Annotated in this window: 12 protein-coding genes; 5 read left to right on the forward strand and 7 right to left on the reverse strand. The window is 64.2% G+C overall.

All coding sequences use genetic code 11. The features are described 5' to 3' along the window. The first annotated feature begins 17 nt into the window (after positions 1–17). From RA302_RS20620 to RA302_RS20630, 3 genes are read left to right on the forward strand one after another with little or no spacing between them, the layout of a single operon-like run. Positions 18–1,631: a serine hydrolase gene (locus tag RA302_RS20620; RefSeq protein WP_162113661.1), complete on the forward strand. Its 1,614-nt coding sequence runs from the start codon at positions 18–20 to the stop codon at positions 1,629–1,631. A 17-nt stretch (positions 1,632–1,648) separates the two neighbouring features. Next, positions 1,649–2,074 carry a limonene-1,2-epoxide hydrolase family protein gene (locus RA302_RS20625; protein WP_007726363.1) on the forward strand — a complete coding sequence of 142 codons (426 nt, stop codon included), beginning with the start codon at positions 1,649–1,651 and terminating at the stop codon, positions 2,072–2,074. A 30-nt stretch (positions 2,075–2,104) separates the two neighbouring features. Beyond that, on the forward strand, positions 2,105–2,509 hold the full coding sequence (locus RA302_RS20630) for a carboxymuconolactone decarboxylase family protein (RefSeq protein ID WP_003945227.1): 405 nt from the start codon (positions 2,105–2,107) through the stop codon (positions 2,507–2,509). Positions 2,510–2,569: 60 nt separating this feature from the next. Here RA302_RS20630 and RA302_RS20635 read toward each other — a convergent pair whose 3' ends face one another. The 5 genes from RA302_RS20635 to RA302_RS20655 all read right to left on the reverse strand — a co-directional run bounded on the left by RA302_RS20635 (position 2,570) and on the right by RA302_RS20655 (position 9,121). Next, entirely contained in the window at positions 2,570–3,937 is a 1,368-nt protein-coding gene (locus RA302_RS20635) for a PhoH family protein (protein WP_003945274.1), read from the reverse strand. 275 nt (positions 3,938–4,212) lie between these two features. Further along, positions 4,213–4,929 (reverse strand): LuxR family transcriptional regulator, encoded by a 717-nt coding sequence (locus RA302_RS20640; protein ID WP_030536254.1) that lies wholly within the window; start codon positions 4,927–4,929, stop codon positions 4,213–4,215. A gap of 26 nt (positions 4,930–4,955) precedes the next feature. Further along, a complete protein-coding gene (locus RA302_RS20645; protein WP_070162418.1) occupies positions 4,956–6,389 on the reverse strand; it encodes an amidase family protein in 1,434 nt (477 codons plus the stop codon). Between the two features lie 151 nt (positions 6,390–6,540). After that, positions 6,541–7,848, reverse strand: a complete 1,308-nt coding sequence (gene glyA, locus RA302_RS20650) for a serine hydroxymethyltransferase (RefSeq protein WP_003945195.1) — start codon at positions 7,846–7,848, stop codon at positions 6,541–6,543. Positions 7,849–7,924: 76 nt separating this feature from the next. Further along, positions 7,925–9,121 carry a DUF885 domain-containing protein gene (locus RA302_RS20655; RefSeq protein ID WP_070162420.1) on the reverse strand — a complete coding sequence of 399 codons (1,197 nt, stop codon included), beginning with the start codon at positions 9,119–9,121 and terminating at the stop codon, positions 7,925–7,927. A gap of 172 nt (positions 9,122–9,293) precedes the next feature. On the opposite strand from RA302_RS20655, the gene coaA reads away from it, so the two are divergent. Then, a complete protein-coding gene (gene coaA / locus RA302_RS20660; RefSeq protein WP_003945270.1) occupies positions 9,294–10,226 on the forward strand; it encodes a type I pantothenate kinase in 933 nt (310 codons plus the stop codon). A 6-nt stretch (positions 10,227–10,232) separates the two neighbouring features. On the opposite strand, the gene RA302_RS20665 is transcribed toward coaA, so the two are convergent. Continuing rightward, positions 10,233–11,000 carry an isoprenyl transferase gene (locus RA302_RS20665; RefSeq protein ID WP_003945211.1) on the reverse strand — a complete coding sequence of 256 codons (768 nt, stop codon included), beginning with the start codon at positions 10,998–11,000 and terminating at the stop codon, positions 10,233–10,235. 172 nt (positions 11,001–11,172) lie between these two features. Between RA302_RS20665 and RA302_RS20670 the strand changes: the two genes are divergently transcribed. Beyond that, on the forward strand, positions 11,173–11,841 hold the full coding sequence (locus RA302_RS20670; RefSeq protein ID WP_058037248.1) for a hemolysin III family protein: 669 nt from the start codon (positions 11,173–11,175) through the stop codon (positions 11,839–11,841). Here RA302_RS20670 and RA302_RS20675 read toward each other — a convergent pair. Further along, positions 11,808–13,835, reverse strand: coding sequence for a thioredoxin domain-containing protein (locus tag RA302_RS20675; protein WP_070162422.1), 2,028 nt, complete (start codon positions 13,833–13,835; stop codon positions 11,808–11,810). The two genes, RA302_RS20670 and RA302_RS20675, sit on opposite strands and share 34 nt — an antisense overlap. Positions 13,836–13,844 lie beyond the last annotated feature (9 nt).

Raw genomic sequence — 13,844 nt, forward strand, 5'->3', positions numbered from 1 at the left:
CTGCTAGGGAGAATCTCGTGTCCATCACCAGTAGAAACAGCTCGCGACTGTCGGCAGCGGCGGTTCCGGTAGTACTGACGGTCGCCCTGCTCGCCGGATGCTCGTCCGATTCAGACACCACCTCGGCGCCCGGGCCGGTCGTCAGCGACGCCAGCCCGGGTCTCGACGCCGGGGTGCCGATCCCGGACGGGCAAATCGACGACGCGGTCGGGAAGCTCGACGGCCTCGCGAACGACCTCATGGCAAGTTCCGGTGTTCCCGGCATGGCGGTGGCCGTGGTGCACGGAGGTAAGACTGTGTACGCAAAGGGATTCGGGGTTCGCGAGTTGGGTAAGAGCGCCACCGTCGATGCCGACACCGTGTTCCAACTGGCATCGGTGTCGAAATCGGTCGGGGCCACGGTGGTCGCCCACGAAGTCGGAATCGGGACCGTCGACTGGGACACTCCGGTGATCTCGAAACTGCCGGGGTTTGCGCTTGCCGATCCGTGGGTGACCGACCACCTCACGATCTCCGATCTCTACACGCATCGGTCGGGGTTACCGGACCACGCCGGCGACGGGCTGGAGGACCTGGGCTACAACCGGGCACAGGTGCTCGAAAAACTTCGCCAACTACCGCTCAATCCCTTCCGAATCACATACGAGTACACGAACTTCGGCGTCACTGCCGGTGCGGAGGCCGTTGCAGCCGCGGCGGGCACCGATTGGGAAACGCTGTCGCAGAACACGATCTACGGTCCGCTCGGTATGACATCGACGTCTTCGCGGTTCGCCGATTACCAAGCCCGAGAAAATCGAACAGTCGGCCACATCCTCGAAGACGGAAAGTACAAGGTAGGGCCGGTTCGGGACGCCGACGCCCAATCCCCCGCCGGTGGAGTCAGCTCCTCGGTGAACGACATGGCCAAGTGGTTGGACATGGTGCTGGCGGGCGGTCGGTATCAGGGGCAGCAGGTCGTTCAGACGGAGGCGCTCGTGCCCGCAGTCAACCCGGAAATCGTCTCGCGCCATGCGCAGGAAATCGGGGAACGCTCCGGCTTCTACGGCTACGGGTTCAACGTTTCCGACAGCGCGGCAGGCCGTGTGACCGCCAGCCACTCCGGCGCCTTCCTGCTCGGTGCCGGGACCAATTTCGTGACGATTCCCTCCGCTGACGTCGGCATAGTCGTTCTGACCAACGGCACGCCCACCGGCGTCGCAGAGACTTTGACCGCCGAATTCGCCGATCTGGTGCAGTTCGGGAAGATCACCCGCGAGTGGCGCCCGCTGTACGAAGCGTCCTTTGCCTCACAGGCCGACCCTGAGGGCGAACTTGCCGGGAAGACGCCGCCGGCCTCCCCCGCTCCCGCGCCACCGACAGACCAATTGACCGGCGACTACGGCAATCCGTACTGGGGTCCCGCGCTCGTGACGCAGCAGAACGGTGCGCTGACCTTGACCATGGGTCCCGCGGCCGCGACGTACCCTCTGACCCACTGGGACGGAAACACCTTCACGTTCCCGCTCAGCGGCGAGAACGCACCGGCCGGGACGGTCTCGAAGGCCACCTTCGACGGAAACTCGCTAACCTTGGAGTACTTCGATCACGATCATCTCGGTACCTTCATCCGGGCAACACCGGCCGAATAATCAGCCAAGGACACCCCATGAGTAGTTCGACAGCCACGGTGAACGCAATGTTCGCGGCCCTCACCGATTTCGACGTGGACGCCGCAGCCGAATTGATGACAGACGACATCGTCTGGCAGAACGTCTCGCTCCCCACCCTGCGAGGCAAGAAGACCGTCGTGCGAGCGCTACGTCTGGTCACCAAGCCTTCACTGAAATTCGAGGCGGAGATGCACCACATCGTCGGCGACGAGTCCACGGTGCTCACCGAACGCACCGACATCCTCACCGTCGGACCGCTGCGCATCGAGTTCTGGGTATGCGGAACTTTCGAACTGCGCGACGGCAAGGTCTGCGTCTGGCGGGACTACTTCAGTCTGCGAGACGTCGCGTGGGGCGTGGTGACCGCGGTCGGCCGCGCAGTCGTCGGGACCGGGACACGAAGTAGGCTTGCTCCGGCCTGAAATCACCTGCCGAAAGCGAGCGAACCTGCCATGTCCGAAAACACCACGCCTGACTCCTTCGACGCCGGATTGGCTGTGCGCACCGAAGTCATGGGGGCCGATTTCGTCGACGCCGCCTTCGAGCGCACCCGGGGAACGGACAGCGAAGAACTGCAGAACTTCGTGACGGCCAACGTCTGGGGTTCGGTATGGACGCGTCCCGGACTCGATCGCCGCAGTCGCAGTCTGATCAATCTGGGGATGCTGATCGCGCTGCGCGCCGAGAACGAACTCAAAGGCCACGTACGTGGGGCATTGCGAAACGGCTTGACACGCACCGAGATCGTCGAAACCGTGATCCACGCGAGCGCGTATTGCGGCGCTCCGGCCGGACTGGCGGCGATGCGTGTCGTGCAGGAAGTTCTCGACAACGAACTGGGACCGCTGCAAAACTGAACAACTTCAAACCCAGGCATCTCCCCGTGCAGACCGAAGTCCGCACGGGGAGATCACTTCTCAGGAAGTGGGGCCGAACTCCTCGAGCATGTCGGTCACCAACTCGGCGATCGGCGAACGCTCACTGCGCGTGAGTGTGATGTGCGCAAAAAGCGGGTGCCCCTTGAGCTTTTCGATGACGGCCGCAACTCCGTCGTGCCTGCCCACTCGCAGGTTGTCACGCTGCGCGACGTCGTGCGTGAGGACCACTCGCGAGCCGGTTCCCAGACGAGAAAGCACTGTCAGCAGAACATTTCGTTCGAGCGACTGCGCTTCGTCGACGATCACGAACGAATCGTGCAGCGACCGACCGCGAATGTGCGTCAGCGGCAACACTTCCAGCATTCCGCGGGCGAGAACCTCTTCGAGAACCTCTGGCGAGGCCAACCCGTCGAGAGTGTCGAAAACGGCCTGAGCCCACGGGCCCATCTTCTCGCTCTCACTACCGGGAAGGTAGCCGAGTTCTTGTCCGCCAACGGCATACAACGGACGGAAGACGACAACCTTGCGCTGAGTGCGGCGCTCGAGAACGGCTTCCAAACCTGCCGTCAGAGCCAAGGCCGACTTACCGGTGCCCGCCTTACCACCGAGAGAGATGATGCCGATGCTCTCGTCCATGAGGAGATCGAGCGCAATGCGCTGCTCGGCGGAGCGGCCGTGCAACCCGAACGCCTCGCGCTCACCGCGCACCAACTGGATGCGCTTGTCGGGAGTCACCCGACCGAGGGCGCTCGACGAACCACCGAGCAGGCGAAGACCCGTGTGACACGGCAGATCTCGCGCTTCGTCGAGGTCCAGGAAACCCTCGTTGAACAGCTCGTCGATGTCCGTCGAGGCGACGTCCAGCTCGGTCATGCCCGTCCATCCGGAGGGCACGACGTCGTGAGCGTGGTACTCGTCGGCAGGTAGTCCCACCGCGCCTGCCTTCACACGAAGCGGAATGTCCTTACTGACGAGGACTACGTCCTTGCCCTCCGCCGCAAGGTTCAGCGCGCACGCCAGAATCCTCGAATCGTTACTGTCCGTGCGGAATCCGACGGGCAGGACCGCAGGGTCGGTGTGATTGAGTTCGACCTGCAGTGTCCCGTTCTCGGTGCCGATCGGCACCGGACGGTCGAGGCGGCTGTATTCGATCCGTAGATCGTCGAGCATGCGGAGCGATTCTCGGGCGAACCATCCCAGTTCGTGGTGGTGCCGTTTGCCTTCGAGTTCACTGATCACGACCAGTGGGAGTACCACGTGGTGTTCGGCGAATCGAGTGACAGCCCATGGATCGGACAGTAGTACCGAGGTATCCAAGACGTACGTGCGAAGTGCATCTCCCGAATGATTCCCGGCTGATAGATCAGCCCGGGCCGAGTGGGCAGAGACGGAGCGTGATGCAGTCACGTTGGGCTCCTAGGTCTGCGCGGCACCCGCGCAAACTCAGCTCGCTGGGCCGGACGGCTCTGGTGTCAGGTGACGCTGTGTCAGCTGAAACAAGGGCCGGGCGCCGGCCCTCTCGTACTGAGTGTTTCAGTCACGATCAGAACCTCCCGCACAAGTAACTTCTGGTTACTCGTTACTGCCGACGGTACTGCGGATCGGACACTCGCGCCACGGAACGAGCCGCACATCTGGTGAACGCCAGGTAACAAAATGCCACTCGTGTGATTCGGCGTCACTCAGGACTCGATCAGACCCCACTTCGCGGCGCGCACCGCTGCCTGAACCCGCGAATTGGTTCCGGTCTTGACGAAGATGTTCTCGAGATGGGTGGCGACGGTGCGACGGCTGACGAACAACTCCTCGGCGATCTCGACATTGCCCGCGCCCCTGGCCACCAATTGCAGTACTTGAATCTCCCGTGGGCTCAGATGGACACGATCGAGCGCCACCTGGTCCCCCACGACGCGCGAGCAGGCTGCGCTGGACGCCGCCACCACCTCCCGTACGCGATCGACGACGCCGGAATCCGCGAAGCTCATGTGCAGCAATCCGGTCACCTCACGGCCGGAGAACCCCAATGCGACCGACGCACCCTCGGCGTACCCGGACGGCCGCAGAACATCGGTGACCATCTCGACCTGCTCGAATCGTGGCACGTCCTGCCAGAACACGGGCACGCCCGAAGCCTCGCGAATGATGCCGAAGAGATTGCGATCGGCGACGAAGTCCTCGAGCAGGAACTCGAGCACCCTGGCGTCGTATCCGGAACTCGCCAGAGCCCGATGTCTTCCGCTCGACGGGTCTCGGTACGTGACCGCCGCAGCCGAGTACGCGAGTCCACGTGCGCGGAGTTCTTCGGCGCACAGGCCGAGAATGCCGTACGCCCCGGCCGCCGGCGATCGCGGCGCGAACATGTCAGGTCCAGCGCCGCGATCAGGCAGTACAGACGTCATCACACCAATCTAGCCAATCGTGTGAGCTAGGCCACGACCAGTGAATCGGCCGGCTTCTTGTCCGCCCACGGACGCACCGCTTCGAAGTTCGCGGCAGTCCGCAAGACCAGTGCGTCCCGGCGGTGACGTGCGGCGATCTGCAGCCCCACCGGTCGACCGTCGGCGGTGAATCCGGCGGGCACGGTGATCGCCGGATTGTTGAGCATGTTGTACGGGTAGGTGAAGAGCCAATCGAGCAACTGCTCACGCAGCGACGCACCTTCGAGCCACGACGGGGCGAACTGACTGAGCGGGAACGTGGCCGAAGCCAGGGTCGGCGAGACCAACACGTCGTAGTCGTTCATGAACGTCGTCCACGTGTCCCACATGACGCCGCGGAATGCGTCGGCCCGCCCGACGTCGACACCGGTGAGCCGCTCGGCCTCGTGCATGATCTCGATCAGGTTGTCGTCGACCTCGCCGCGCTGGTTCTCCCAGTCGAGCAAGTCGTATTCGGAAGCGAAACCGGGAACCCAGATGCCGTTCCACATCGACTCCGACGGATTTCCCCACTGCGGGGTCGCCTCGGTGATCTGGGCACCCAATTCCTCGAATGCCGACAACGCGTCGAGACACACCGCCAGCACCTCCGGATCAACATGGCCGAGACCGAGATTCGTCGACCACGCCACGCGAAGGCCCTTCACGTCGCCCTTCGAGGCTTCGACGTACGAGGTCTCGGCACGCTCGATCGAGAGCGGGTCCGCATTGTCCGGCCCGGCCATGATGTCGAGCATCAGCGCGTTGTCGGCAACAGTCCGGGTGATCGGACCGTGATACGCCCAGTTGTAGAAGCGCCCGGCCAGGATGGTCTGCGGGATGACGCCGGTGGTCGGCTTCAACCCGACGACCCCGCAGAGCGCCGACGGGATACGCACCGATCCCGCGCCGTCACTGCCCTCGGCGAGTGGCCCGAGGCCTGCAGCCACGGCAGCCGACGCACCGCCACTGGACCCGCCCGCGCTGTTGCCGAGCTTCCACGGGTTGTGCGTCGGCCCGTACAGGTGGTTGTCCGTGCCACCGTAGTAACCACTTTCGGGAGTGTTCGTCTTTCCCAGGAACAGTCCGCCGGCGCCTCGCAGCCTGTCCACGACGACGGCATTTCCCGTCGCGATGTTGTCGGCCATCGGCTTCATCCCGAACGTGGTCGGCAGCCCGTCGACTGCCGTCAGATCTTTGATCGTGAACGGAACGCCGTGCAGCGGGCCGAGTTTCTCGCCCGCTTCCTGTTGCCGTGAGAGTTCGGCCGCATCGCGCGTCACCTGCTCGCGATCGAACTGGACTATCGCGTTGATCGACGGATTGACGGCGTCGACGCGCTGGATCATCGCTTCGGCAATCTCGTTGGGCGAGAGACTGTTCGACGCGACCGACGCCGCCATCTCGGTAGCGGAGAGCCAATGCAGATTCTGTTCGGTCATGGGGTTTCCTTCGCCGGAGGGGTGATGCTCTCAGGCTAGGAAGCACCGAACTCGGCCACCATCGGTCATGTGACCGATGCCACAATCCGCGACTGGAAAAAACCAGCGGCCCGGCCCCTCGAAAGGGACCGGGCCGTCGGTGAAGGAATTCCTAGACGTTCTTGCTGAGCAGGCCCCAGTTCTCGAGACCGTCGTACAGCGGAAGGTCGAGAGCGAGCTTGGCGACGCGCGCACGCAGCGCCGGCAGATCCGCGTTGCCGGCCAGAGCGGTACCGATGATGTCGGCGACCTCGGTGAACTCGGCATCACCGAATCCGCGAGTGGCCAACGCTGCGGTACCGATACGCAGACCGGAGGTGGTCATCGGCGGGCGGGGATCGAACGGAACAGCGTTGCGGTTGACCGTGATGCCGATTTCGTGCAGAAGGTCCTCACCCTGCTGGCCGTCGAGCTGCGAGTTACGCAGGTCCACGAGCACGAGGTGGACGTCAGTGCCGCCGGTCAGGACGCTGATGCCCTGGTCTGCGACGTCCTTGTTGCCCAGACGCTCGGCAAGGATGCGCGCACCGGAAAGGGTGCGTGCCTGACGATCCTTGAACTCTTCACCGGCAGCGATCTTGAAGGTGACTGCCTTGGCCGCGATGGCGTGCATGAGCGGTCCACCCTGCTGACCGGGGAAGACAGCGGAGTTGAGCTTCTTGGCCCACTCTTTCTTCGCCAGGATCAGGCCCGAACGCGGACCACCGAGGGTCTTGTGGACGGTCGAGGAGACGACGTCTGCGTACGGGACGGGCGACGGGTGCAGGCCTGCCGCAACCAGTCCGGCGAAGTGAGCCATGTCCACCCACAGGTACGCCCCGACCTCGTCGGCGATCGCACGGAACGCCGCGAAGTCCTGCTGACGCGGGTACGCGGACCAGCCGGCAACGATGACCTTCGGCTTCTCGGCGAGGGCGATCGAGCGCACCTCGTCCATGTCGATGCGGTGATCTTCCTTGCTGACGCCGTAGGACGCGACGTCGTACAACTTGCCGGAGAAGTTGAGCTTCATGCCGTGCGTGAGGTGACCGCCGTGTGCAAGGTCGAGGCCGAGCAGCTTCTCACCCGGGTTCATCAGTGCCATCAGAACAGCAGCGTTGGCCTGTGCGCCCGAGTGCGGCTGAACATTCGCGAACTCTGCACCGAAGAGTTCCTTCGCACGGTTGCGCGCCAGATCCTCGATGACGTCGACGTGCTCGCAACCGCCGTAGTAACGACGTCCCGGGTAGCCCTCGGCGTACTTGTTGGTCAGGACGCTGCCCTGAGCCTGCAGAACCGAGCGGGGAACGAAGTTCTCCGACGCGATCATCTCGAGCGTGTCGCGCTGACGAGCCAATTCACCAGCCATCGCCTCGGCGACTTCGGGGTCGAGTTCGGCGAGTGATGCAGAGTTGACGTCGGAGCCGGGCACAGCGGTCATCGAGGAATCTCCAAGCTGGATGCGGAAACGAATGCGTCCAGTCTACGAAGTTCGCTCCCGCCGTCTCCACCCGGCACTAGGCAGCACGCAGAGAGCTGGGGACCAGCGGCTCGTCGAGCAGCCTGCGGAAGCGTTCGGTGCGCTCCACGCCCACCGGCACCTCGTCCAGCCAGCCCCCGAGCAGCCGGTATCCCTCGACATACGTGCTGGTGTACGCCCGCCACAGCGGCGAAGACAGGAACTTGAGCGATTGGCGAGCGCGTTCCGGCGTCGACAGCGACCACCGTTCGAGGAACAGCGCCACGTCGTCGAGGCTGCGCCCCTCGTCGTGCAACATCAGCGCCGCATCCTGCCGGACACTCAGCAGTTGCCCCGACGCGGCGGAGAGCCGTTGCGCCTTTTCCCCGTCGAAAGACAAGCCGAGGTCGGCGTAGATGTCCTGCGCCCACAAACCCCAGTCCGGGCCGACAATCGCTTCCAGCGCCAAATCCGCGAGGCCTTCGGCCATGATGCACTGCGGCGTGTTGACCAGGAACAGTGTCTGCTCGAGCTGGCCCGAACCGACCAGACCGGCTTCCTTACGGCAATGCTCGGTGTGATGGCCGGGGTAGGACTCGTGCGCGATCAGCCGCGGCAGGTTGGCCATGAACTGCGGCAGATCCGAATTGATCGCAACCTTGGAGCGGTAGTCACCGAGGTAGTAGTTGAAGCCGGACCACGGCTTGTCCCCCACCACTTCGTATTCGACGGTTTCCGACGCGGGAAGCCCGAACGTGCCGCGGACCAGATCGCGCAGCGCACTCGACATTGCCTCGACGCATTCGTTCAGTTTCGCCGCGGGGATCTCGTCGGCCTTGCGATGCGCCTGCACCCGCTGCGCCAGCGGTCCCGGACCGGGCAGAACTTCACCCATCAACCGGTGAGCGTCGCTGTAGGCGTCCTCGTTTCCCTTTTCGATTCGTACGTCGAAGTACGCCTCGACCTCGTCCACGAAGCCGATGTCCTCACCCGCGAACTTGCGCCCGGAGCATTCCAGGGCGCGAAGGTGTACGTCGACGAAGTGGGAGCGTTCGGCATTCAGACCACTTCCGGCCAACTCGCCCCGCAATTCACGTGCCGTGCGGGCAAGTTCACGCGGATCGGGCTTCGGGGCGCTCTCGATCTGCTTACGCAGCACCGGGTCACCGGTGAACGCGTCGACGAACCCGTCTTCGAGACGGTCGAAACCCAGTCCGAGCAGCAGGTATTGGCGAACAAGTGTGTCTGGATCCATAACCACCGAGCCTAGTCGCTCGCTCCGGAATGCCACCCGGCGAAAGTCCCGGACGTGGCACCGAGCACAATCCGACTATGCACTCGGATCGTGCGCACACGCGCCTGGCTTGCTCGCATAGCTGTTTCGTCCGCCGGGCCCCGGGTTCACTACGTGCCGGTGAGCTGGGCTGATGGCGCGCACCAACGAATCGAGTCCCTACGTCGAGTTCGACCGCAAGCAGTGGCGGACACTGCGTAAGTCGACGCCACTGGTGTTGACCGAGGACGAGTTGTACGGCTTGCGTGGTCTCGGCGAGCAGATCGATCTCGAAGAAGTTGCCGAGGTTTATCTCCCCCTCGCACGTCTGATCCACCTACAGGTAGCGGCACGCCAACGACTGTTCGCGGCCACCGCGACCTTCCTCGGCGAGAAGCATCCCGACCGTCAGGTGCCCTTCGTCATCGGCGTCGCCGGTTCGGTCGCGGTCGGAAAATCCACGACTGCTCGTGTGCTGCAAGCCCTCCTGGCCCGCTGGGATCACCATCCGCGCGTCGACCTCGTCACCACGGACGGATTCCTCTATCCGACCAGGGAACTCCAGCGTCGGGGCATCATGCACCGCAAGGGTTTTCCCGAAAGCTACGATCGCCGCAAGCTGTTGCGCTTCGTCACCGAAGTCAAGTCCGGGGCGGAAGAGGTAGCGGCGCCGGTCTATTCGCATACCTCGTACGACATCATCCCGGGCCAGTACCACCTGATCCGCCAGCCCGACATCCTCATCATCGAGGGCCTCAACGTCCTGCAGACCGGCCCGCGTCTGATGGTCTCCGATCTGTTCGACTTCTCGATCTACGTCGACGCCCGCATCGAGGACATCGAAGCCTGGTACATCCAGCGGTTCCTCGCGCTACGCAACACGTCGTTCGCCGATCCGAACGCCCACTTTCACCACTACTCCGGCCTCTCCGACCGTGACGCGACCATCGCGGCGAAGGAGATCTGGAACTCGATCAATCACCCGAACCTGGTGGAGAACATTCTCCCCACCCGTCCCCGCGCAACCCTGGTGCTGCGCAAGGACGCCGACCACACGATCAACCGGCTGCGGCTGCGCAAGCTCTGAGACGGCTCAGGCGCCGAACCGGCGGTGCCGCGCCGCGTAATCACGCAAGGCTCGAAGAAAGTCGACTCGACGGAACTCGGGCCAGTACGCCTCGGTGAACCAGATCTCCGAATAGGCGCTCTGCCACAACAGGAATCCGGAGAGCCGCTGCTCGCCGGAGGTGCGGATCACCAGATCCGGATCGGGCTGTCCCGACGTGTACAGATGCCCGTCGATGCCGTCGACCGTGACGGCCTGGATCAGTTCGTCGCCGCTCAGACCCGCACCGATCTTGTCGCGCAGGAGCGATTGGACGGCATCGGCGATCTCCTGACGCCCGCCGTATCCGATCGCGACGTTGACATGTGTCCCGGTTCGGCCGCTCGTCCCCGCCGCCGCTTCCCGCAAGCGCCTGGACTGCTCGGGAGGCAGAAGATCGAGAGCCCCGACGATCTGCACACTCCAGTTCTTGCCGGGCCCGGAGATCTCTTCGACGACGTCGGTGATGATTTCGAGGAGGGTGTCGAGCTCTTCCGGCTCGCGGCGCAGGTTCTCGGTCGAGAGCAGGTAGATGGTTGCCATCTCGATTCCGGCGGCGTCGCACCACTCGAGCAATTCGGCAATTTTGAGCGCGCCCATGCGGTGCCCGTGACTGACATCGGTGAAGCCGTTCTCGCGAGCCCATCGCCGATTTCCGTCACACATCACCGCTACGTGCCGTGGGTGCGCGAGACCGTCGAGATGACTGAGGAGTCGTCGCTCGTAGATGCTGTACAGCAGTCCGCGCAGATTCACCGTGACATCACCATGGTGTCAAAGACTACGCCCGGCAGTGACAGCCACATGCGAGCGCCGTCACGCTTTTTGTACACGTCGAAAACCCGCAGGTAGGTTATGCTACTGATGCGTAACCTACGGTACCGTAGGTTACGCGGTTGGCAACAGTACGGAACGAGAGGGGTTGCACATGACGGCATTCGGGCTCGAAGAGCTTCCGGTCAAACCACGCATGCGCGGTTGGATCCATCTGTGGGCGCTCGGTGTCTCCGTCGTCGCGGGCATCGTTCTCGTCTCCGTAGCCGGCGCTCAGGTCGGCGCCAAAGCGGCTTGGGCGACCGCGATCTACAGCGTCACGATCTGTGGCCTCTTCGGCATCAGCGCGACGTATCACCGCATCCAGTGGCAGACGGTCAAGGGCCGTACGTGGATGAAGCGTGCGGACCATTCGATGATCTTTCTCTTCATCGCCGGCAGCTACACACCGTTCGCCATGCTCGGCCTCCCGACTCACACCGGCAAGATCATCCTCGCGATCGTGTGGGCAGGCGCGCTCGCCGGCGTCGCACTCAAGATGCTCTGGCCCACCGCCCCGAAATGGGTGGGAGTCCCGCTCTACCTGCTCCTCGGTTGGGCGATCGTTCCCGTGGTCGGTGAACTGACGCACCAGGTCGGTGTGGCGCCGATGGTGCTGCTGCTCGTCGGCGGAATCTTCTACAGCGTCGGCGCAATTCTGTACGCGACGAAATGGCCAAACCCGTGGCCCACGACGTTCGGGCATCACGAGTTCTTCCACGCCGCGACGGTCGTCGCAGCGATCTGCCACTACATCGCGGTATGGCTCGTCGTGTTCAACTGACTCGCCAGTTCCACCACCGTCGTCACCGGCCGATCACACACGAATCCCCGACAGATGTACGCGGCTTCACCTCCGTCGACGAGGGGTCGATCTGCAAGCAGCGGTGAAGAATCCGGGGCACCCCCGACAACCACTGCACCACCCGGCGCAAGCCGGCGGGCATCGGCCAACAGCGAACCTTCCCCGACGACGGCCACCTGTATCGGACCACGCAACGACGCTTCCGCCACCGCGAGCCAGTGCCCCGCCGACCGAGGCGCACGCTCGAGCGGCAGCGTGGCCCTCGCCAGCGCGTCCGCCGCGGCCTGGGCGTAACGAGAAGAGCGCTCGGCATCGGTCAACGCCGCTGCGGTCAACAGAGCCTCCGCGACGCTCGACGCACCGGACGGCGTCGCGCCGTCCAACGGGTCTCGGGGCCGAGTCACGAGCGACTCCGCGAAATCGGCCGTGTCGAACCAGCTTCCCGGCTCGGCCGGATCAGCGAAGTGGTCGACAGTGACGTCGAGCAACTGCTGCGCCGCATCGAGCCACCGCGCCAATCCCGTTGCCTGGTATAGAGCCAGGAGGCCGGTGGCCAACATTGCGTAATCCTCGAGCACACCCGTCGGGGCGCCGACAGCCCCGCCGAGGGAAGCACGACGCAAGTGACCGTCCACCAGGTGAAGGTCGAGAAGAGCGCCTGCGCACTCGGCCGCCGCGGTGATCCAGTCGGGTCGGTCCAGGGCAAGTCCGGCTTCCGTCAAGGCCGTGACGGTCAGCCCGTTCCAGGCCGTCACCACCTTGTCGTCGCGGCCGGGCTGTGGACGCTGAGCCCGGACGGCGCGTAGAGCGTCGGAGACCGTCTGCCAGCGCGACCAGTCGTCGGGGTCACGGAGCAACTGCAGTACCGACGCACCCTCTTCGAAGGTTCCGGTATCGGTGACCCGGAACAACTCCGACGCCCACTGCCCGTCCTCCGCGCCGAGAATCTCGACCAGCTGCGTCGGCGTCCATACGTACGTGAGGCCTTCGACGCCGTCGGTGTCGGCATCGAGAGCCGAAGCGAAGCAACCGTTCTCGGTCAGCAGATCGGAGAGCAGGAACCTTGCGGTCTCCTCGGTGACGCGAGTGGCGAGGTCCGATCCGGTGCGCCGCGCCCAGTGCGCGTAGAACCGCAGGAGCAGCGCATTGTCGTAGAGCATCTTCTCGAAGTGCGGAACCACCCACTCGGCATCGACCGAGTACCGCGAGAAACCGCCACCCAACTGGTCGTAGATCCCGCCACGTGCCATTGCTTCGGCGGTGCGCTCGATGCCGCCGAGGATCTCGCCCGAACCCGTTCGCTCGTACTGTCGGAGCAGCCCCTCCAGTAGTGCCGACGGTGGAAACTTCGGTGCCCCACCGAATCCCCCGCGCGGGACGTCCTCGTCGCCGAGGATCGACCGGCCCGCCGCGTTCAGCAGCTCGGCGTCGATGGGTGCTCCGCCGTGCGGAATCCCGCCCGACGCGCGCTGAAGTTCCGTGACGATCGACTGCGCCGCGTTGTCGACCTCGTCGCGCCGATTCGTGAAGGTGTCGACTATCGCTTCGAGAAGCTGTGTGAACGAAGGCATTCCGCCGCGAGGCGTCGGCGGGTAGTACGTGCCGCAGTAGAACGGTGAACCGTCGGGAGTCAGGAAACAGGTCATGGGCCAGCCGCCCTGGCCGGTCATCGCAACCGTCGCATTCATGTAGACGGCGTCGATGTCGGGACGTTCTTCTCGGTCCACCTTCACACAGACGAAGTTCGCGTTCATGACGGCCGCGATCTCGTCGTTCTCGAACGACTCGTGCGCCATGACGTGGCACCAGTGGCACGCCGAGTATCCGATCGAGAGGAGAATCGGCACGTTGCGCTCGCGCGCCCACTCCATCGCTTCTTCGCCCCACTGTTGCCAGTGGACCGGATTGTCGGCGTGCTGACGCAGGTAAGGGCTCGAGGACCCACCCAGGTTGTTCCGCATCCGTGGGTCCATCGCCGCTAC

It is taken from the genome of Rhodococcus sp. DN22, assembly GCF_036669995.1.
GTDB lineage: Bacteria > Actinomycetota > Actinomycetes > Mycobacteriales > Mycobacteriaceae > Rhodococcus_F > Rhodococcus_F erythropolis.